Annotated in this window: 18 protein-coding genes; 15 read left to right on the forward strand and 3 right to left on the reverse strand. The window is 52.7% G+C overall.

What is annotated here, in order from left to right:
* Nucleotides 1-77 precede the first annotated feature (77 nt).
* From xylA to folE, 8 genes are all read left to right on the forward strand, one after another.
* Nucleotides 78-1,244 (forward strand): xylose isomerase, encoded by a 1,167-nt coding sequence (xylA, locus tag ACZ5N7_RS16285; RefSeq protein WP_464655638.1) that lies wholly within the window; start codon nt 78-80, stop codon nt 1,242-1,244.
* 548 nt (nt 1,245-1,792) lie between these two features.
* Nucleotides 1,793-2,215 (forward strand): GNAT family N-acetyltransferase, encoded by a 423-nt coding sequence (locus tag ACZ5N7_RS16290; protein ID WP_464655639.1) that lies wholly within the window; start codon nt 1,793-1,795, stop codon nt 2,213-2,215.
* A 281-nt stretch (nt 2,216-2,496) separates the two neighbouring features.
* Nucleotides 2,497-3,045: a DUF402 domain-containing protein gene (locus ACZ5N7_RS16295; RefSeq protein WP_464655641.1), complete on the forward strand. Its 549-nt coding sequence runs from the start codon at nt 2,497-2,499 to the stop codon at nt 3,043-3,045.
* Nucleotides 3,046-3,111: 66 nt separating this feature from the next.
* Nucleotides 3,112-4,290 carry a tRNA epoxyqueuosine(34) reductase QueG gene (gene queG / locus ACZ5N7_RS16300; RefSeq protein ID WP_464655643.1) on the forward strand — a complete coding sequence of 393 codons (1,179 nt, stop codon included), beginning with the start codon at nt 3,112-3,114 and terminating at the stop codon, nt 4,288-4,290.
* A gap of 55 nt (nt 4,291-4,345) precedes the next feature.
* A complete protein-coding gene (locus ACZ5N7_RS16305) occupies nt 4,346-4,903 on the forward strand; it encodes a methylated-DNA--[protein]-cysteine S-methyltransferase (RefSeq protein WP_464655645.1) in 558 nt (185 codons plus the stop codon).
* Nucleotides 4,904-4,926: 23 nt separating this feature from the next.
* Nucleotides 4,927-5,955, forward strand: coding sequence for an HD-GYP domain-containing protein (locus ACZ5N7_RS16310; RefSeq protein WP_464655647.1), 1,029 nt, complete (start codon nt 4,927-4,929; stop codon nt 5,953-5,955).
* A gap of 87 nt (nt 5,956-6,042) precedes the next feature.
* Nucleotides 6,043-6,252 (forward strand): YneF family protein, encoded by a 210-nt coding sequence (locus tag ACZ5N7_RS16315; protein ID WP_464655648.1) that lies wholly within the window; start codon nt 6,043-6,045, stop codon nt 6,250-6,252.
* 124 nt (nt 6,253-6,376) lie between these two features.
* Nucleotides 6,377-6,967, forward strand: coding sequence for a GTP cyclohydrolase I FolE (gene folE / locus ACZ5N7_RS16320; RefSeq protein WP_464655650.1), 591 nt, complete (start codon nt 6,377-6,379; stop codon nt 6,965-6,967).
* Nucleotides 6,968-7,042: 75 nt separating this feature from the next.
* On the opposite strand, the gene ACZ5N7_RS16325 is transcribed toward folE, so the two are convergent.
* Both ACZ5N7_RS16325 and ACZ5N7_RS16330 read right to left on the reverse strand, forming a co-directional pair.
* Nucleotides 7,043-8,362 carry a Fe-Mn family superoxide dismutase gene (locus ACZ5N7_RS16325; RefSeq protein WP_464655651.1) on the reverse strand — a complete coding sequence of 440 codons (1,320 nt, stop codon included), beginning with the start codon at nt 8,360-8,362 and terminating at the stop codon, nt 7,043-7,045.
* Nucleotides 8,363-8,483: 121 nt separating this feature from the next.
* A complete protein-coding gene (locus ACZ5N7_RS16330) occupies nt 8,484-9,473 on the reverse strand; it encodes an alpha/beta hydrolase (RefSeq protein WP_464655652.1) in 990 nt (329 codons plus the stop codon).
* A 390-nt stretch (nt 9,474-9,863) separates the two neighbouring features.
* Here ACZ5N7_RS16330 and ACZ5N7_RS16335 point away from each other — a divergent pair, with 390 nt between their 5' ends.
* The 3 genes from ACZ5N7_RS16335 to ACZ5N7_RS16345 are packed head-to-tail and all read left to right on the forward strand — an operon-like array spanning nt 9,864 to nt 11,992.
* Nucleotides 9,864-10,607 carry an IclR family transcriptional regulator gene (locus tag ACZ5N7_RS16335; protein ID WP_464655654.1) on the forward strand — a complete coding sequence of 248 codons (744 nt, stop codon included), beginning with the start codon at nt 9,864-9,866 and terminating at the stop codon, nt 10,605-10,607.
* Between the two features lie 37 nt (nt 10,608-10,644).
* Nucleotides 10,645-10,872, forward strand: coding sequence for a hypothetical protein (locus ACZ5N7_RS16340; protein ID WP_464655655.1), 228 nt, complete (start codon nt 10,645-10,647; stop codon nt 10,870-10,872).
* 22 nt (nt 10,873-10,894) lie between these two features.
* A complete protein-coding gene (locus tag ACZ5N7_RS16345; RefSeq protein WP_464655657.1) occupies nt 10,895-11,992 on the forward strand; it encodes a citrate/2-methylcitrate synthase in 1,098 nt (365 codons plus the stop codon).
* A 116-nt stretch (nt 11,993-12,108) separates the two neighbouring features.
* On the opposite strand, the gene acnA is transcribed toward ACZ5N7_RS16345, so the two are convergent.
* Entirely contained in the window at nt 12,109-14,820 is a 2,712-nt protein-coding gene (gene acnA, locus ACZ5N7_RS16350) for an aconitate hydratase AcnA (RefSeq protein WP_464655659.1), read from the reverse strand.
* A 242-nt stretch (nt 14,821-15,062) separates the two neighbouring features.
* Between acnA and ACZ5N7_RS16355 the strand changes: the two genes are divergently transcribed.
* From ACZ5N7_RS16355 to ACZ5N7_RS16370, 4 genes are all read left to right on the forward strand, one after another.
* Complete coding sequence (locus tag ACZ5N7_RS16355) at nt 15,063-16,085, forward strand: amidase domain-containing protein (RefSeq protein WP_464655661.1); 1,023 nt, start codon at nt 15,063-15,065, stop codon at nt 16,083-16,085.
* Between the two features lie 85 nt (nt 16,086-16,170).
* Nucleotides 16,171-17,151 (forward strand): UV DNA damage repair endonuclease UvsE, encoded by a 981-nt coding sequence (gene uvsE, locus ACZ5N7_RS16360; protein ID WP_464655662.1) that lies wholly within the window; start codon nt 16,171-16,173, stop codon nt 17,149-17,151.
* Between the two features lie 162 nt (nt 17,152-17,313).
* Complete coding sequence (gene fabI, locus ACZ5N7_RS16365; protein WP_464655664.1) at nt 17,314-18,081, forward strand: enoyl-ACP reductase FabI; 768 nt, start codon at nt 17,314-17,316, stop codon at nt 18,079-18,081.
* Nucleotides 18,082-18,267: 186 nt separating this feature from the next.
* On the forward strand, nt 18,268-19,131 hold the full coding sequence (locus ACZ5N7_RS16370; RefSeq protein WP_464655666.1) for an inositol monophosphatase family protein: 864 nt from the start codon (nt 18,268-18,270) through the stop codon (nt 19,129-19,131).
* The last annotated feature ends 473 nt before the right edge of the window (nt 19,132-19,604 follow it).

Genomic DNA, 19,604 nt, shown 5'->3' on the forward strand with positions numbered 1-19,604 from the left:
TGGCCAAAAGGGTGGTACACTGGCGTTAGCTACATAGTTCATCGAATAAACAAAGTTCAAGCGGAGGTGCACTTATTTTGAATAATTATATTCCCAAGAAGGAAGACCGCTTCACATTCGGATTATGGACAGTAGGAAACCCGGGCCGCGACCCGTTCGGAACTCCAGTCAGGGAAGGCTTTTCCCCTGTAGAGGCGGTACATCTGCTAGCGGAGCTTGGCGCTTACGGAGTTAACTTCCACGACAACGATTTGGTGCCGATCGACGCTGATGCCGCTGAGAGAGACAGAATCGTCTCCGATTTCCGCCGTGCGTTGGAAGAAACCGGCTTGAAAGTTCCGATGGTAACTGTAAGCCTTTTCACGGACCCGGTATTCAAGGATGGAGGCTTTACCTCCAATGACCCAAGAGTAAGAGCCTATGCGATTCAAAAGACGATCGAGGCAATGGATCTGGGCGCGGAGCTCGGTGCGGAAACCTTCGTATTGTGGGGCGGCCGTGAGGGCTCGGAAGTGGATGCGGGCAAAGACGCGGTGGAAGCGCACAAAAGATACCGCGAAGCGATCAATTACCTGTGCGAGTACAGCATTTCACAAAAATACGGCTACAAAATCGCCCTGGAAGCAAAGCCCAACGAGCCGAGAGCCGACATTTACCTTCCGACGACAGGCGCCATGCTTGGCATGATCGCTACGCTGGACCATCCTGAGATGGTGGGCGTAAACCCTGAAGTGGCACATGAAAGAATGGCCGGCTTGAACTTTTACCATGCGGTAGCCCAGGCTTTGGAAGCGGGCAAGCTGTTCCATATTGACTTGAACGACCAGAAAATGGGCCGCTTTGACCAGGATTTGCGTTTTGGTTCCGACGGAATTAAAGAAGCGTTCTTCCTTGTCAAGCTGCTTGAAGATTACAACTATAAAGGGATGCTGCATTTTGACGCCCATACGCTTCGTACGGAAGACCGCGATGGAGTGCGGGAGTTTGCTGCGGGTTGCATGAGGACGTACCTGATCTTGAAGGAAAAAGTGAAAAAATTTAACGAAGATAAAGAAATCCAGGCACTTGTGAACGAGATTAACTCCAAAAAGCTGGAACTCTCAGGTTTCGATTTCAAGTTCTCGGAGGAGAGTCTTAAAGCGCTGCGCGGATACCAAATCAACCGTGCGGCTGTAGGCGCCGAAGGAATCGGTTATGAGAAACTCGATCAATTAACAATGGAAATCATTATGGGCGTAAGTTAATCTTGTTTGGCGAATAAGGGCTTTCCCGCGGCTGTACAGCCGTGAGAAAGGCCTTTTTTGCTTTACCGGTGGATTGCCAAGGTACAGACAGCTATTGCGTTATCTGGCGGGCGGCTTGGGAGCAGTGGAACGAGGTGGGTCAACGGGTGGCGGCAATAGCAGAACGCTTTTCCAAGCGTCACACCAGCCCACCACCAACTCCCGGCACGGTGTTGCGGCTCTATACGTCAGGTGATCTGACCTAACTATTTAATTCATTTGAAAACGCTTAATTTTAAGCGCTTTCACTTGTTTTCTACCATTTTGCCTGAAAAATCTTGCTTTTCCTTAAAAATAGAGTAGGATTTCGTCCTTTTTTGTTGTAAAATTGTAAAAAAGATAATTTGCATACGCCACGTTCAAAGATAACGGCGTGTCATCCAGCCTCCGGGCGGAATGATACGTTTTCCATCGGCTACAGCGGCAGTACGCTTTGCGCCTGAGCGCAGCCTTCGTGGAAGTGTCTCGCCTGTGATTCTATCAATCTGCTACAATAGGGAGAAGTCGCCATGTATGTTCGTTCCTTTCAGTTGTCTGACTACGTTTCTGTCACTAGCATCTTGGAAGAAGTGTTGACTGAGGTTTGCTACGAAATAACGATGGAGGCTTTCGCAAGACAGCTTTCATGGGACAGTGAAATGGTGTTGATCGCCATTGAGAATGACCGGGTCGTAGGGATCATCATCGGTACCATCGATCACAATACCGGCTACTACTACCGGATTGCCGTCGCATCGGAATACCAGCGCAAAGGAATCGGCAAAGCTCTTATTACTGCGTTGAAGCAGCGCTTTCTCCAGCGGGGAGTCAAGCGGATCCAGGTTTCAGTGGATGCGCATAACGAATTGGTCCTGCCGGTGTACGAATCGGCTGGCTATTCGCCGGTCCATTTTTCCAGAACCACCCACCGGCTGAGCATAGTGAACGGTTAGTTGGTTGCAGGCTGGCAATCTCACCGTCTGCAGGCGGGTTAGTTGGGCATATTTGCCTTCCTTGGCGGGAGGGAAGATATGCTTTTCTTTTGTTTCGGCGTTCCCTATAATGAAGGGATAAACGGATCGTCCCACAAAGTGACATAAAGCGTCGGAGCTGATTCCGCGTACTATGTGGGGGCCCCTAAACAACAAAATCGCCCACAGAGTGACGTAAAGGTTCAAATCCGAATGCGACGCACTATGCGGGACCTTAAACAGTGTAAGAAAGGCTTGAGTTCATGCAATCCGTTCAATCTTGGTTAATAAAAAGCTTCAAGCATGACGGGCATATCCACCGTATTTGGATGGAAAACTGGAGAGTTCCTGAGGCGGCTCTGCACCCTGCGCATCAGGAGCGGGGGATCAAAGTGTTCGTCAACTGCCAGACCCGCATCCGCGAATCCGACGGCAAGGAATGGATCAGCCGGGTTCCGGGGGTCTCTTTTTTCATTCCCAAGCATTGGTTTAACGTGGTCGCCCTGATTGAAGAATCGGGTATCCGATATTACTGCAATATAGCGTCTCCGCCCTACGAAAGCGGAAATGTCCTTACTTATATAGATTACGACCTGGATGTCATCGTGCTTCCGTCGGGGGAAGCGCATGTGGTGGATCAAGAGGAGTTTGAGATGCACAAGATCAATTACCATTATTCACCGATGGTCATTGCCAAAGTCAATGAAGGGCTTCAATCGCTGCTCGCCATGATCCGTTCGGGCCAGCCCCCATTCCATGACGAGACGGTGATGAATTATTACGGGCTGTGGAAAAACAGCTGCGGCTTATGATGCGAACCACTTAGGTGAATATTACTGGAGACGGAAGCGAGCTTGGAAAGGACGGGAGGTGATCTAATGTCCCTCAGTGTCGCATCAGGATCGAAAGCGGATTGGCTCAAGCTGAAAGAGGAACTGAAGAAGGCCGCGCCGGGACTCGGTATAGACAAAATCGGCATTACCACCGCGGACCCTTTTCTCGAACTGAAAAATATTTTGATACAGCATAGGGAGCGTGGATACGAATCGGGCTTTGAGGAGCCGGACCTGGACAAAAGGGTCGATCCCGAGCTGAGCTTTGATAAGCCCAGCTCCATTATTTCCATCGCCATTGCCTATCCTTCCAAAATAGCGAATCCGCCCCGCTCGGAGACCGGAGCCTATCGGGGCATCATCTCCCGTTCGGCGTGGGGCAAGGACTATCACCATGTGCTGAGGGAGCGGCTTTCGAGGCTGGAGGCATTCCTGCGCGAGAGGGTGCCGGACGCAAGGATGGAGAGCATGGTGGATACCGGGGCGCTCGTGGACAGGGCTGTGGCGGAGCGTTCGGGAATCGGCTGGGTAGGCAAAAATTGCGCCGTGATTACACCGGAATGGGGATCGTGGGTGTTTCTCGGCGAGACTATCACCAATATTCCTCTCCCGCCGGATGAGCCGGTGCTGGAGGACTGCGGCGACTGCACTCTGTGCATCGACGCTTGTCCCACCGGGGCCCTCGTAGGGTCGGGCCAGCTCAATGCCGGCAGATGCGTTTCTTTCGTAACGCAGACCAAGGGGTTCATCGACGACGAGATGAAGGCCAAGATCGGCAACCGATTGTACGGATGCGATACTTGCCAGGTCGTCTGCCCCAAAAATAAAGGCAGGAACTGGACCCACCAGCCGGAGCTGCAGCCGGACCCGGAGAAGGTGAAGCCGCTGCTCGCACCGCTGCTGACGATGGGCAACAAAGAGTTCAAGGAGCGCTACGGTGACAGCGCCGCCCTGTGGAGAGGCAAGAAGCCGATTCAGCGCAACGCAATCATCGCTCTGGGCAATTTCAAGGATCGAAGCGCTGTGCCCGTTCTTGCAGAACTGCTGTGCAGCGATCCGAGGCCTGAAATTCGCGGCACCGCCGCTTGGGCGCTGGGCAAAATCGGTGGGGAGGACGCGCTGCAGGCGATTGACAGAGCTGCTGCCTCAGAGAAGGAAGAAGCCGTTCTAGAAGAGATAAACAAGGCGAGAGCAAGCGCTGTTCAGCCTGGAAAATTGCCCTAAAAGCAGTCATAATGGAAGTAGTCCGGTGAAGCTCTGGAATGGAGTTGGGAATTTTATGGCAATCGATCATTTGGAGTACACCGAATTGGAGTCACCGATCGGGGCCTTGACTTTGTCGGCAGTTTCGAAAGGCATTTGCAGCCTGGATTTCGGCAGGTTTCAGGAGCATCGCGGTCAACTGGAGAATTGGTCCCGCAAGCGGTTTGGCACGGGATTGTGGATCCGTACGGAGGATAACCTTTGTCTTAACCGGGCGGTGCGGCAGTTGGACGAGTATTTTGCAAGGTCGAGGCGGCGGTTCGATCTCCCGCTTCATCCTGAAGGGACACCATTTCAGAAAAAGGTATGGCAGGCTTTGAGCGAAATTCCTTATGGAGCGGTCCGCAGCTATAAGGAGGTAGGAACGGCGATCGAAGCACCGAAGGCAGTGAGGGCCGTGGGAGGGGCGAATAACCGCAACCCGATACCGATTCTCATTCCCTGCCATAGAGTGATTGGAGCAGACGGCAGCATGACCGGATACGGAGGGGGACTGCCGATCAAGCAGTTTCTTCTTGAATTGGAGGGCTGGGGCGTTTCCGCCACAACGCCCGAGCGGCAGGCTCGGCTTTAATAACTTGATATGGAGTGTTCGGCATGAAATATACGAATATTGAAGCGGTAGAGCCCGGCCAATATCTCGGTAAGACGATTTTTACCAGCAGCGGCGCGGTTCTTCTCTCGGAAGGCGTACAGCTGACCGTCTATATGATTACAACGCTCAAAAGGATCGGGGTCACGATGGTCTACATCAAAGATTCCATGTTCGAAGACGTTGTCATCGAGGAAGTCGTGTCTGAAGAGACAAAGCGGAATGTCATGAAGAAGATGAGCGAGACCTTCGATTCTATACGCTCAGGCAAAGAATTCAACACCAAATCGATATCCATCACGATCGAACAGCTTCTCGATGAGATCATGAAAAATAAAGATGTGCTGCTTCAGCTCAGCGACATCAGGACCAAAGACAATGAGATGTATGTCCATTCCCTGAATGTGTGCATGATGAGTGTGCTGATCGGCATAAACATGGGGCTTTCCCCTTCGCAGCTGAAAGAACTGGCCATCGGCGCGCTGCTGCACGATGTCGGCAAGGTGGAACTGAGCGCTGACGACGATTCGGGGGACATAAAGCTGCATCACACGTGGAGGGGCTTTGACATCATCAAGAACAAGCGGGAATACAGCCTGCTGATCGCCCATGTCGCTTTTCAGCATCATGAGACGGTAGACGGTCAAGGCCTGCCCCGGGGGATGTCCGGCGATGCTATTCACCTGTACGCCAAAATTACGGCCGCAGCCAACGTATACGATAATCTGCTTTCCGAGACGGTGGACGGGAACCGGATGAAGCCGCATGAGGCGTGCGAAAAAATCATGGCCTTGGCTGGAACCAAGCTGGACCATAACGTGGTGATCCACTTTTTGCGGACCATTTCCATCTATCCAACCGGCTCCAGCGTGAAGCTGACGACTAAAGAAAGTGGAGTTGTGGTGGGTCAGCATAGAGGCCTTCCCGGCAGGCCGGTTGTGCGAGTGGTCCAGCAGGATGACAACGGTTTGGAAGTTAAAGAAGTGGACCTTGCGAAACACACGACGGTTTTTATCGATTCGGTCTTGAATTAATGAATATTCCTGTTTGTATATACCGGCCTGGACATGCTATTATAGAATCTATTCAAAGTATCAAAAATAAAGAGGTGCGTTCATTCCATGTGGAATTATATTATTCCGATTGTTACTCTCCTGATCGGTCTTGCGGGCGGATTTGCGGCCGGGGTCTATTATTTGCGCAAGCAGATGGAGAAGATGCAGAGCAATCCGGAAATGCTGCAGAAGATGGCCAAACAGATGGGATATAATTTGAATAAACAGCAAATGAATAAAGTCCAGCAGATGATGAAGAACAAGAAATTCAAATAAGGACAAGAAGAACTGATTTCACGGCCTGCCGGTTAAGGTAAGGCATGTAAAGTCAGTTTTTTCACATCACAGAAGATCCGCTAAGGGGAATCAAGGAGGCGGATCTCACGGGAGGAATGTCGTTATGCCTGCAAAAGAATATAAAAACGAAATGGCAGCCGATAACCGGGAGCTCATCGAAGGGCACATCCGGGAAATTTTGCGTCTCATCGGAGAAGATGTGGACCGTGAAGGGCTGCTTGATACCCCGGCCAGGGTAACCCGGATGTATGAAGAGATTTTTGCAGGTTACAGTGTGGATCCCCGCGAAATCCTCGGCGTTACATTCGATGAACAGCATGAAGAGCTGGTCATTATCAAAGATATCGTATATTACAGCCAATGCGAACACCATATGGCGCCTTTCTTCGGTAAAGTGCATGTAGGCTATATCCCCAGCGGTAAAATCGCGGGATTAAGTAAATTCGCCAGACTTGTAGACGCGGTGACACGCAAGCTGCAGGTACAGGAGAGAATCACTTCCCAAATCGCCGATATTATGGACGAGATTTTGAAGCCTCAGGGAGTAATGGTTGTTGTTGAAGGCGAGCACTTATGCATGTGCGCGCGAGGTGTGAAGAAGCCGGGCAGCGCAACCGTCACCTCGGCGGTGAGAGGGCTTTTCCGCAAGGACGCCGCACTGAGAGCGGAGTTTCTTGCCCTGATTAAGGGATAGCAGGCGTAAGCCGGCGACTGGAGAAGAACCTCTTCTCCAGTCGCCGGTTTTTTTGCAGTTTCGAATTGCCGCAGTTTAATAGGGAGCCCATTCGACATTTTTGGCGGTGCTGAAGCGTTCGTTGACATGCGTCCAGTTGACCACATTCCACCAGGCCGCGATATATTTTTTCCGGTCGCTGTGGTATTTGAGGTAATAGGAGTGCTCCCACACATCCAGAACAAGCAGCGGAATGATATCCTGCTGTGACAGGTTCTGATGCTTCTCCACTTGAAGAATTTCCAGATGCCGGCTGCGCGGGCTCCACACCAGCATGGCCCACCCGGGTCCCTGGACTTTTTCCGCCGCAGCCGAGAAGTGCTTCTTGAAGGCGTCGAAGCTGCCGAAGTAGCTGTTGATCTCAGCGGCGATCGGGCCAGTGGCTTTGCCTCCGCCGGAGGGGCTCATCACATTCCAGAAAATCGTGTGCAGGTAATGGCCCGCTCCATTGAAGGCAAGCTCACCCTCCCAATGTTTGACGAGGTCGAATTGGTTGGAGGATCGGGCCTTGGCCAGGCTGACTTCAGCTTTGTTGAGATTATCGACATAATTTTTGTGCAGAACATCGTGGTGCACTCTCATCGTTTCCGCGTCTATATGGGGCTCCAGAGCATCATATGCATAGGGCAGGGGCGGCAGTGTGTGGCCCCCGACCGGTACGACCCGATGGTCCGGAAATCTGTCCGACCATGTACCCTCATTCGTCGCGGTCAATCCTTGGGCAGGCTCCTGACGTGTTTCCTCTTGGTCTGCGGCTTGCGACTCGTCTTGATAGGGAGCGTAAGCGGAAATATGGGCTTGCTCTCCATAGGAATCAGGCGATTCCTGGTGGAACGTTTGAAAGACTTCTTGGCTTTCCGCATAGGATTGCGTGTCAGGGACCTGAGCGGAGGCGCCGTGAGAGTAAGCCTGAGGATGGACCCCGCCGGATGCAGGGAAGAGGGACTGGTATTGATCCAGAATCCGCAAAAAATATTCCGATTCCTTGATGATATGCAATGTCAAAATTCTGGCCGCCGCATTCTTTCCGGCTGCTTTGCTTTGGGACAAAAGGATATTCAACTGCTGCACAAAAAGGCGGGATTCCTCCTGGGAGCGCTGGTATAACCGGTAAACCGCCGTCTGCTGTGCCGGGGAGATTTGTCCGGGCGTCCTTTTCACTGCGGACAGGAGCGCTTTAGCTTCCGCTTCCGTTTTGGCGAAGACATGCTCCCATTCTTTTAACAAACGTACATACTGCGATTCCAAAGTAGGAATATACTCTCTGAGCAACACCGAATGCTCTCTCTCCTGCTCCTTCCAGAACCTGATTTCCTCCAATAGTTGCAGCCACCTGGCGTCACGGTAAAAAAACATAGGCTTTCCTCCCGGAGTTCGTACGCGCCGCCTGGGGCGGAAAGGCACGAATTAAGATTTACTTAAATCTATTCATCCGGAAGTCAGCCTATGTTTATAGAATTCTGCGGAAAACCGTACCCTACATTTGCAGCCCTTTTTTGAACGTGATTTGGTTTAGGAAATTCATTGTTTTTTGCAAATATTCTTTTCTATGGGCTTTATAAATCTCTTCGTGGCCGTCGTTAGGCAAAAGCCATAAATTATCGGGATTCTGCTTCTGGTTGGCGGAGATGTCCTTAATGATCGCATAAGGGGCACGAAGATCCTTTTCGCCATGGATAAAGAAGATCGGCATCGAATAATTGTTCTCTTTTACTTTCAAGTACGGCACCTGCTGCAGGCTGACCCCGTTGAGGAACGGAAAGAACACGCGGACAAGCGGCAGTGAAGGGTATTTAGGCAGGTCGACGACCTGTTTCATATTATGGTACAAAGTGTCCGGCTCAAGCAGGAATGTGCTGTCCAGGATCATGCCGTCTATTTTGTCGGAACGCAAGGCAGCCTGCAGGGAAGTGCCGGCGCCCATGGAGAATCCCCAGATGAAAATTTTGTCGGCGCCTTTTTGCTTAATATATTCAACGGCTCCGAGCAGCTCGTTCGATTCCTGCAATCCTCCCGACATGATCCGTTTGGAAGCGGGCTGGACATAGCCGTAGTCAAACATCAGCACGTTGTAATTCTGGCGGTGGAGCTCATGGGCGAGCTCATAGATCGGCACCCAAATCTCCTCGCGGTTTCCGCCGTATCCATGGGAGAAGACGACAGTCTGCTTGGAGCTGCCCGGTATATACCAGCCTTGCAGCGGCTCTCCTCCGGTGATGCTGGGAAAACTCACATTCTCATACGGGAGATTGGCGGCCTTCATTGGATTGGATGTAAGCGGATCGATATGGGGCCTTGCCAGGTTCCATGCGATATAAGCGTGAAAAGCCAGGATGACGGTGGAGAATAAAAGTGCGACGGACAGCAGCGCAGGCCAAATCCAACGTTTCCTCTTGACGGCGGGGATGGCTGAGGGAGCCGGCACACTGGCGGTTAGATTGACGGTCTGTAGAGTAGTAGTATCCATAAGAATCCCTCCAGATAGTGAAGTCATGTGAAAATATGGCGAAGCAGGGAGACTATGAAAGATGTTATTGCAGCTTGAGTGGGCCGAACCTTAAAAAGGAGGGAAGGGTTCCGCAAGCCTTATCGTGTAAAGCTATCAATCTGCTCGCTTACTTTCATATAGTTTACGGGTGCGATTCTAGTTCCTTATAGTTCTATCGTATGATGGACTTCCTGCACGGTCAATAACTGTACCGAATTGTTAAGGTAATGTAATTGTTTTGTAATATGAGGGCGTTTGTTTACGAAAAAATAGTTTTTCAGTTATACTATATGTAACTCAGTTTCATTCAGCGAAACTTTTGGAGAACGAGAAGAAGCGACTTTAAAATAGATAAACGGGGGTGGGCCAATGGAAGAATCCAAATTAACCGTTCGCTCAGTGGAACGGGCGCTGGATATCCTGCTTTGTTTTACGGATGCGTCGGACCTCAGCTTGACGGAAATTTCGACCAAGGTGTCACTGCACAAAAGCACGGTGCACAGGCTGCTTGCCTCCTTGGAAGGCAAAGGCTTTGTTACGCGGGATGCTTCTTCGGAGAGATACCGGCTGGGTCTGCGGATATGGGAGCTGTCGGCGAACCTGTCCCAGAGCGATGATATGACCCTCCTGCTCCTTCCGGAGATGGAACGCCTTAGGGACCAGTTGGGCGAGACCATCTCCCTGTATGTACGTGACGGGAAAGAGCGGGTCCGCATCCAGGCGGTACAGAGCACCCAGCCGATCCGCAGGGTGGCCCCGGTCGGCGTCAGGCTGCCCCTGTATGTTGGAGCGTCGAGCAAGGTGCTCGTCGCTTTCGCGGAGGATTCGGTCCGGCAGCTGATCATGAGCGATCCGGGTTGGCCCGCGGGTTTGGACAGGCCGCAGTTTATAAGCCAGTTGGAGGAAACCCGGAAGCTCGGTTATGCGATTTCCATCGAGGAGAGGGAACCGGGCGCGGCAGCCATTGCGGCCCCGGTGTTTAACCGCTCTCATCAGCTGGTCGCAGCTCTGGCGGTTTCGGGGCCGTCCAACCGGCTGACCTCGCAGGAAATGCTGCGGCATGCCGACGCGCTTATTGAAAGCGCCAAACATATGGGCGGCATGTTGAAGTGACAGCGGCGGTCAGACCGCGGGGAGGGGGCGCTGGTCGGTGGGCTATATGCCGGCGAGCGTCCACGGCGTTCAGCCGGACCGGCGTCACGCCGGGTTGCCCGCCGTTCGCGATCGGGGGGCCGGGCGTCCCGGCTGGAGCAGCGTACGCGTGGCGGGAAGCGCGGAGGCCATTGACGATATGCTCCCCGGACGGCCTGCAGAACCGGCTTCTCCTTCATTAGCACTGGTACAATACCGATATACACATAGTCCGCTTAAAAGGTGAACGAAGAAAGGGAGTAAATGATATGGTTATCGCGCCTGGGTTGGAAAAAGTGATCGCAGCGCAGACGGAAGTCAGCTTTGTCGACGGAGAGAACGGCCACCTCATTTACAGAGGCCATTTCGCGAAGGATTTGGCCCGGGTGCGTCATTTTGAAGAATTAGCGTATTTGCTGTGGCACGGAGAACTGCCGGACGGGCACGAGCGGGAAGCATGCTTTACGCAGTGGGCCGAGCTGAGGGAAGTCACCGGTGAAATAAAGCGGGTAATCGACGCAATCCCTCCTTCTGTGGGAATGATGGGGGTACTTAGGACTGCCGTGTCCGCGTTGGAATCAGGAGAGATGTCGTATCCTCCCACGCTGGACCAGGCGGCTTTTATCACCATGAAGCTTCCGACGATTATCGCTTACCGCTATCATAAGCTGAAAGGTACAGCGCCCGTCAGCCCAAGATCCGATCTGATGCATACGGCAAACTATCTTTACATGTTAAAAGGGTCGGAAGCTCCGGAAGCGCAGGTCAAAGCTTTAGAGGTTTACCTGAATCTGATGATGGACCATGGCATGAACAGCTCCACTTTTGCAGCCCGAGTCATCGCCTCTACCCGGTCCGACATGGCCTCTTCCGTCACGGGGGCAATCGGTGCCTTGAAAGGCCCGCTGCACGGAGGCGCTCCTTCTCTGGTGATGAAAATGCTGAGAGAGATCGGTACCAAAGACAGGGCCGAGTCTTGGGTCAAGCAGCAGCTGGAGTCCGGGGGCAGGATCATGGGCTTCGGACACCGTGTATATAAGACGAAGGATCCCCGGGCGGTCGCTTTAAGGGATCTGGCCGCTGAACTGTCGGCAAACGATCCTTGGCTGGAGCTTGCGGTCCATGTGGAGGAAGTGGTCATTCGCCTGCTCGCGCAGTATAAGCCCGGACAAAAGCTGTATACGAACGTGGAATTTTATGCGGCGGCGGTAATGAATGCTATCGATTTTCATGAAGAGCTGTTTACTCCGAGTTTCGCAGTGACCCGTACAGCAGGATGGTGTGCCCACATTATGGAAGCGTCCAAGGGCCGGCTGATCTATCCGGACTCCGAATATATCGGCAAAATGCCCAATTCACCAGCTTGACCGGCACCACGGCCAAAAGGAGGGTCGCAAGTGGCTAAAACCGGCATACGAAAGAAGGCTGCACCTCAAGGGTGCAGCCTTCTTTCGTATTCTTATTCAGCAATACGTATGCATTCTTATTCAGCCATAATTTGGCGGAGTACAGTCTGCAGGATACCGCCGTTGCGGTAGTAGTCCACATCGACTGTGCTGTCCAGCCGAAGCGTCGTGTCGAAAGTAAAGCTGGTCCCGTCTTCACGGGTAGCCGTTACTTTAACCGACTGTCCAGGCTGCACATCGTTGCTCAGTCCGGTGATATCGAAGGTTTCTCTTCCGTTCAGACCCAGTGTTGACCAGCCTGTGCCTTCTGCGAACTGAAGAGGAAGGACACCCATGCCCACCAGGTTGGAACGGTGAATACGCTCGAAGCTTTCCGCAATAACCGCTTTGACACCCAGGAGGAAGGTTCCTTTCGCCGCCCAGTCGCGGGAGCTTCCTGTACCGTATTCCTTGCCGGCAATAACGACCAGAGGCGTTTTCTTCGCTTGATATTTCATGGATGCGTCGTAAATCGACATCACTTCATCCGTGCCGAGGTAAGTGGTCACTCCGCCTTCTGTGCCCGGTGCCAGCTGGTTACGGATCCGGATGTTCGCGAACGTACCGCGCATCATCACTTCATGGTTACCGCGGCGGGAACCGTAGGAGTTGAAGTCTTCCCTCTTCACGCCATGCTCGGTGAGGTACATGCCTGCAGGGCTCTTCGGCGAGATGTTGCCGGCAGGGGAGATATGGTCCGTAGTTACGGAATCGCCCAGCAGTGCAAGCGCTTTTGCGCCCTTAATGTCTTTGATGTCGTCGATTTCAGCCCCCAGATGATTAAAGAACGGAGGCTCTTGAATGTAAGTCGATTTCTCGTCGAACTCGTACAGGTCGCCTTCCGGAATGTCGATTTCGTTCCAACGCTCGTTGGCGCGGAAAACGTTCGAGTATTTATCGCGGTAGGTTTCCGCGCTCATGGCGAAGGCGACGGCGTCGCGGATTTCCTGGTTGCTAGGCCAGATATCCTTCAAATATACCGGCTGGTTGTTAGGATCGTAGCCGATTGGATCTTTAGTCAAGTCGATGTTCACGGTGCCTGCCAGCGCGTAAGCGACAACGAGCGGAGGGGAAGCCAGGTAGTTCGCCTTCACCTGAGCATGCACGCGGCCTTCGAAGTTACGATTGCCGCTCAGCACGGCCGCAACGGTCATGTCGTTATCCGCAATGGCTTTGCTTACTTCGTCGGACAGCGGTCCGCTGTTGCCGATACAGGTTGCGCAGCCGTATCCGGCCACGTGGAATCCGAGAGCTTCCAGAGAGTCCATCAAACCGGCTTTATATAGATACTCGGTTACCACTTGAGAACCCGGAGTCAAAGAGCTCTTGACATAAGCGGGCTTTCTCAGACCGCGCTGCACGGCCTTCTTGGCGAGCAGGCCCGCTCCCAGCATTACGCTTGGGTTCGAAGTGTTGGTGCAGGAAGTGATCGCTGCGATAACGACGGCTCCGGTTCCCATTTTCTCGATTTGGCCGTTCGGGAAATCCACTTGCACCTTTTCGTTGATCTTTTCTTCGCTCAGGCCGTATCCGCCGTTCTCGACCGGAGTGCGGAGGATGCTGTTAAAGGAATCTTTCATGGCTGTCAATTCCACGCGGTCTTGAGGACGTTTAGGTCCCGCCAAGCTTGGCACGACGGAGGAAAGGTCAAGCTCGATTTTGTCGGTGAATACAGGATCTTCGGTTTCGTCCGTACGGAACATGCCGTTGGCCTTGTAGTAAGCTTCAACCAGCGCCACCTGCTCGTCGGAGCGGCCTGTGTTCTTCATGTACAGCAAAGTTTCGTTGTCGACTGGGAAGAAGCCCATCGTAGCTCCATACTCAGGGGCCATGTTAGCTACCGTTGCACGGTCGGACAATGAGATGTTGCTTAGTCCAGGGCCGTAGAATTCAACGAACTTGCCTACAACGCCCTTTTTACGCAGGATTTGCGTGACGGTAAGCGCCAGGTCCGTTGCCGTTGCGCCTTCTGGGAGGCTTCCCGTCAATTTGAATCCGATGACGTCCGGAGTTACGAAGTAAAGCGGCTGGCCAAGCATTCCGGCTTCCGCCTCGATACCGCCGACGCCCCAGCCTACTATACCGAGGCCGTTGATCATTGTGGTATGGGAGTCCGTGCCTACGAGCGAGTCAGGGAATACCTGGAGGTCGCCGTCTACCGTTCTGGTAGCCGCTACGGAAGCAAGGTATTCCAGGTTGACCTGGTGGACGATCCCGGTTGCGGGAGGAACCGCACGGAAGTTGTCGAACGCGTTTTGCGCCCAGCGAAGGAAACGGTAGCGCTCTTCGTTGCGCTGGAATTCGACATCCATATTTTTCTCGAGCGCATCTCTCGTACCGAATGCGTCGACCATAACCGAGTGGTCAATAACCAGGTCTACAGGCACCAAAGGATTGATGCGCTCCGGATTTCCGCCCGTCTTGTGCGTGGTGGCCCTCATCGCCGCCAAGTCGACTACGACCGGTACGCCGGTGAAGTCCTGAAGGACGATCCTCGCGGGAATGAACGGAATTTCTTTATTGTTGTCGCGGCTGTCCGCCCAACCGGTCAACTGCTTCACGTGGTCCTCTGTAATCGCCCTGCCGTCGAATTGGCGGACAGCGGCTTCCAGAAGCACCTTAATGGAAAAAGGCAGTTTCGAGATAGTGCCTAATCCGTGCTCCTCCAGCTTGTGAAGGTCATAGTACTGGTAAGATTTGTCCCACACTTTAAGCTCTGTGCGGCATGAATATTGGTCTTGTGCAGCCAAAAGTAAACCCTCCCTTTTATTCTGTCTTCAGCTAGTGAACGTGTAATTTTTTACACTCGGTTTCACTATATGAAACATGATTTCAAAAATTGCTCTACTTATAGTATAGCGCTTACCGGCTGTCCAGTAAAGAATGTTTTTCGTACATTTTTTGGCCTGCGGCTTCATATATTTGAGAACAATGCGGGAATGTCCATAGTCGGTCAGTCATTATTATAAGGCGTTGAAAGGAGTTCTAGTCTATGCCTTGGAAAAAAGCGGTTTACGGCTATGTCAGCGTCAAGAACGATAACGAGGCCAATTTTTCGGCGCGGCAGAATTTGTATCCTTTTATGGATAAGCAAGCACTGGCCCTGCTGAAAAACAGAATGATGCGAAGCGTTTCGGGGTACAAGTCCCGCAAACTTACGCCTGTAAAGCAGGAAACTCGCCTTCAATTCAACGCGATCAGCGAATCCGGCTTTTCTGTCACTGCGGAAATCGAGATCAAGCGGAAACTGGAGTACACGCAATTGGAGCAATCTTTTGTCGAAGAACGGGTGGAGAAGGAGCGCATCGACCTGGTGGAAGAAGAAGGACAGTGGAAGATCGCAAGGATCGAAGGCGTCGGCCAGGAGAAGTCTCACGCGGGTGAGGAGCCGAGTCTTTGGCCGCTGAATTACGGCACGGTCGGGGAGAGGAACCTGATCCAGAGCCAGGGGTTAGCGGCTCCTTTCATTAATAGACAAATCCTGAACACCGGAGAAACCTATGCGGCAAGAAAAAGATACGACAGGGAAGCCGCACGCCGATATGCGCAAAAATGGTGGAACAGCTACAATCCCCAGTATTTGGCGTTTGAGGTGGACTGCACGAATTTCGTATCGCAGTGCCTTTTTGCGGGAGGAGCGCCCATGCATTATACCGGGAGGAGAGAGTCTGGCTGGTGGTACCAGGGAAAGTCGGGCGGCAGGGAATTATGGAGCTACAGCTGGGCGGTGGCGCACAGCCTGCAGGTGCATTTGAGCCGTTCGAGGACGGCGCTGCAGGCGTGCGTTGTGGAAAGGCCGGAGCAGCTGATGGTCGGGGACGTGATCTGCTACGATTGGGACGGAGATTCGCGTTTTCAGCACAATACGATCGTGATCGGTTTTGACGCGTACGGCATGCCCCTTGTGAATGCGCATACGACCAACAGCCGTTACCGCTATTGGGATTATCGGGACTCCCCGGCATGGACGGAAAGAACGGTATACCGCTTTTTTCATATATTGGATGAGTTTTGATCGGCTTGTCCAGCAGGCCGGGGAGTTTTTCCGAAAATGGGGGATAGTAAAAAAAACTACCAATTTGATGGAGTGAAACTTAAGGATGATTGTTAGGCTAGGATATGTCGCGATGTCAACGGAAGTCAAGAACGCATCCCCCTCCAAAACGATGACCGTCGCCCAATTCTCCAAGCTGACCGACCGCGAAGCGGCTGTGCGTAAGCTGGAAAGGATCGCGGAGGAAAACCTGCATAACACTCTGCGGCTGCTGAAGCATAACAAATATCAGGATATTATGGTGTACCGGTTTTCTTCCAGGCTGATTCCACTTATAGGCCATGAAATGCTCGGGGACTGGGATCCCATTGCGAATTTGCAGTCTTCTTTCGAGGAGATCGGCAGCTTTGTAAAAGAAAACGGCATGCGTACCGGCTTTCATCCGGAGCATTTTACCGTGCTCAGCACTCACCGCAAAGACGTCCGCCAAAAATCGGCCGAGGATCTCAACCGCCATGTCCGGATGCTGGAAAGTATGGGCCTTGGCAGGGCAGCGAAGTGCAACATTCATATAGGGGGCTCCTATGGAAACAAGGAAGCGGCGGCGGCCCGGTTCGCAACTAATTTTGCTGGGCTGGACGAGTCCATACGGAGGCGCATTACTCTGGAAAATGACGACAAAACCTTCACCGCGGCGGAAACTCTGGCGGTGAGCCAGGCTGTAGGCGTGCCGATGGTTTTGGATATCCATCATCATGCGGTCAATAACGAGGGAGAAAGTGCAGCTCAGCTGTGGCCGCGCATTCTCGACACCTGGGAGGGCGAGACGAGCGAAGACGGCAGTCCGCTGCCGCCGAAAATCCACGCGTCCTCCCCCAAAAGCGAGTCCGAGCCCAGAAGCCATGCGGATTATGTGAATACAGGCGCGCTGACGGCGTTTCTGAGAGAGATTGCCCCGGTGACCGAGCGGCTGGACATTATGATTGAGGCCAAAATGAAGGACGGCGCTTTGTTCCGCCTTATGAACGATTGGGAGCATGAACCGGGCGTCGTTCCGCTGACTCAGGCTTCGGTTGAGATTACCTGATGGCGGATGGCGGATTAGATGAAACATATCTGCTCGAACGACGAATAAGCTGCTGGACGACTTCAACCACTTGTAATTATCAGAAAAATCAGGTACTTTTGAGTCAAACGGGACAAAGTCCGATCGCGTAAAGTCCCTTTTATGAGAGGAGACTGGTATCTGATGGATTTACTGGAGGGCAAGAACATATTGGTTATGGGAGTGGCCAACGACCGCAGCATCGCTTGGGCGATTGCCCAGTCACTCGCTTCCCAAGGGGCGACGATCGCTTTTACATACGAGAGCGAGAGGGTGGAGGAAAGGGTCCGCAAGCTGGCGGACACGCTGCCGAACTCCATTCTTTTGCCGTGCAATGTCACTGTGGATGAGGAAATCGAAACTTTGGCGGTTGCATTAAAAGAGAGGTTCGGCGTTCTGCACGGGTTAGTGCACAGCATCGCTTTCGCCAAAAGCGAGGAACTGGAAGGGCTGTATGTGCGCACCTCACGGGCAGGTTACGCGTTAGCCCAGGAGATTAGCGCCTATTCTCTGGTGGCTGTGGCACAGCGCATCTATCCACTGATGACTGAAGGCGGAAGCATAATGACGATGACTTATCTCGGCGCCGAGCGCGTGCTTAAAAATTACAATGTGATGGGAGTGGCCAAAGCGGCCCTGGAAGCCAGTATACGCTACTTGGCCGCAGACCTCGGGCAGTACAACATCAGAGTGAACGGCATTTCCGCGGGCCCGATCCGCACACTGGCGGCCAAAGGGATCAAGGATTTCAACACGATCCTGCGGACTGTGGAAGAGAAGGCTCCCCTGCGAAGGACCACGGAAGCGTCCGAGGTAGGGGATACGGCGTTGTTCCTCATGTCCTCTTGGTCAAGGGGAATCACCGGCGAAGTGATCTATGTGGACAACGGCTATCATATTATTGGCGGGTAGAACGCTTTATTGGTGGTAAATCGCTGTGCTCCGGAATCATTCTTGTCAGCCGAATGCAAGCCGCATGCCCGAAAATTTGTCACTTCAACCTAACTTTTTTGGGTGAATCGCCCCTAGCTTTTCTACCGTATCTTTTACTATACTGAGGGTGGTTCCTTAAATGTATGATGAAGAGAGTGGATATAGATGGCTGAACAAGAAGAGAAGAGAGCAATCGTGATAGGCAGCAAAAGCTTTACGGCGGTAGCCATCAGTGCCGCGGCAAAGGCTGGGGAATGGGTAAAAAGCAAGCTGGGTACATACAACCAACTTTTGTTGAAATATTCGCCGAGCGATCTGGTTACGGAAATTGACAAAGGTTCGGAGAAGATGATCCGCGGATTGATCCTGACGCATTTTCCCCGGCATTCCTTCTTGGGGGAGGAAGGCGTGGAGCCGGGGCCGGCGGCATCGAGCAAGGCGCTTCAGGACGTGTCGCACGCGGAGTATTTGTGGATTGTTGACCCGATTGACGGGACGACGAACTATGTGCATGGGTTCCCTTTTTACTGCGTTTCGATTGCGCTGGCGTATAAAGGCGAAGTGATTGTCGGCGTAGTGTATGACCCTTCCAGGGATGAGCTTTTTGTCGCAGAGAAAGGAAAGGGCGCTTATGTAAAAGGGATCAGGATGCAGGTTTCCAAGGAAGCTGAATTGTCTGAAAGCCTGGTTGCTACGGGGTTCCCGTCCGATCAACAGAAAGCTCTGCCCGCCAACATGAAAGGCGTCCAGGAGCTGATCCCGCAGGTCCGAAACCTGAGAATAGCCGGCTCTGCTGCGTTACATATGGCCTATGTGGCGGCGGGCAGGCTGTCGGGCTTCTGGGAAATCGGCTTGAATGTATGGGACATAGCGGCAGGCTCGCTGCTGATCCAGGAGTCCGGGGGAAGAGTGACGGACACGACAGGACGTTCCTATACTTTGGATGTGAGAAATGTAATGGCGACTAACGGTTACATTCACGAAGAGCTCGAGGCTTCCTTGAGAGCGGCGCAGGGCACCGGCTTTTGAGTTGGCGCGGCACCCTGTAACTCTGGGCATCTCCATCCGGTGAAAAGATTTGAAAATTCGAACAGCTGCAGGGCTCCTCGTCAGGGGCTCTTTGTTTTTGTATAGTATTGAGTTTCGGCCGCTGTGGATAAGTGTGGGTTTAAATACATTCATACGCTGGGAGAGGTTGTTTTGCGTGACAACGTGTGCCTCTCCCAGCGATCGCTGCTGCGTTGCACGGCGGGGGTGGGACTCCGAATCTTACTTTTCCAATCCGGGTAGATCACCTTGTCTGCCTCCAAGCGGCTCCAAGCGTTTTATCGTGTAGGATCGTTGGAGCTTCAGCGGATAATTGCGCTGCTTTAACTTTGCGGCCACCCCCGCGCAACTCCGCAATACGCATCGGCAGAACCGCGCGCAGGGAAAAATAACAGGTTATCCTGCACCTAATTTGACTTTGATATCGTGAGAGATGCAACTAATTGGAAAACATC

This window comes from Paenibacillus sp. JCM 18996 (genome assembly GCF_055392555.1).

Coding starts and splice junctions, on each gene's coding strand:
- ACZ5N7_RS16290 (WP_464655639.1), top strand. CDS start 1,793: ATGTATGTTCGTTCCTTTCAGTTGTCTGACTACGTTTCTGTCACTAGC.
- ACZ5N7_RS16295 (WP_464655641.1), top strand. CDS start 2,497: ATGCAATCCGTTCAATCTTGGTTAATAAAAAGCTTCAAGCATGACGGG.
- queG (WP_464655643.1), top strand. CDS start 3,112: ATGTCCCTCAGTGTCGCATCAGGATCGAAAGCGGATTGGCTCAAGCTG.
- ACZ5N7_RS16305 (WP_464655645.1), top strand. CDS start 4,346: ATGGCAATCGATCATTTGGAGTACACCGAATTGGAGTCACCGATCGGG.
- ACZ5N7_RS16310 (WP_464655647.1), top strand. CDS start 4,927: ATGAAATATACGAATATTGAAGCGGTAGAGCCCGGCCAATATCTCGGT.
- ACZ5N7_RS16315 (WP_464655648.1), top strand. CDS start 6,043: ATGTGGAATTATATTATTCCGATTGTTACTCTCCTGATCGGTCTTGCG.
- folE (WP_464655650.1), top strand. CDS start 6,377: ATGCCTGCAAAAGAATATAAAAACGAAATGGCAGCCGATAACCGGGAG.
- ACZ5N7_RS16325 (WP_464655651.1), bottom strand. CDS start 8,362: ATGTTTTTTTACCGTGACGCCAGGTGGCTGCAACTATTGGAGGAAATC.
- ACZ5N7_RS16330 (WP_464655652.1), bottom strand. CDS start 9,473: ATGGATACTACTACTCTACAGACCGTCAATCTAACCGCCAGTGTGCCG.
- ACZ5N7_RS16335 (WP_464655654.1), top strand. CDS start 9,864: ATGGAAGAATCCAAATTAACCGTTCGCTCAGTGGAACGGGCGCTGGAT.
- ACZ5N7_RS16345 (WP_464655657.1), top strand. CDS start 10,895: ATGGTTATCGCGCCTGGGTTGGAAAAAGTGATCGCAGCGCAGACGGAA.
- ACZ5N7_RS16355 (WP_464655661.1), top strand. CDS start 15,063: ATGCCTTGGAAAAAAGCGGTTTACGGCTATGTCAGCGTCAAGAACGAT.
- uvsE (WP_464655662.1), top strand. CDS start 16,171: ATGATTGTTAGGCTAGGATATGTCGCGATGTCAACGGAAGTCAAGAAC.
- fabI (WP_464655664.1), top strand. CDS start 17,314: ATGGATTTACTGGAGGGCAAGAACATATTGGTTATGGGAGTGGCCAAC.
- ACZ5N7_RS16370 (WP_464655666.1), top strand. CDS start 18,268: ATGGCTGAACAAGAAGAGAAGAGAGCAATCGTGATAGGCAGCAAAAGC.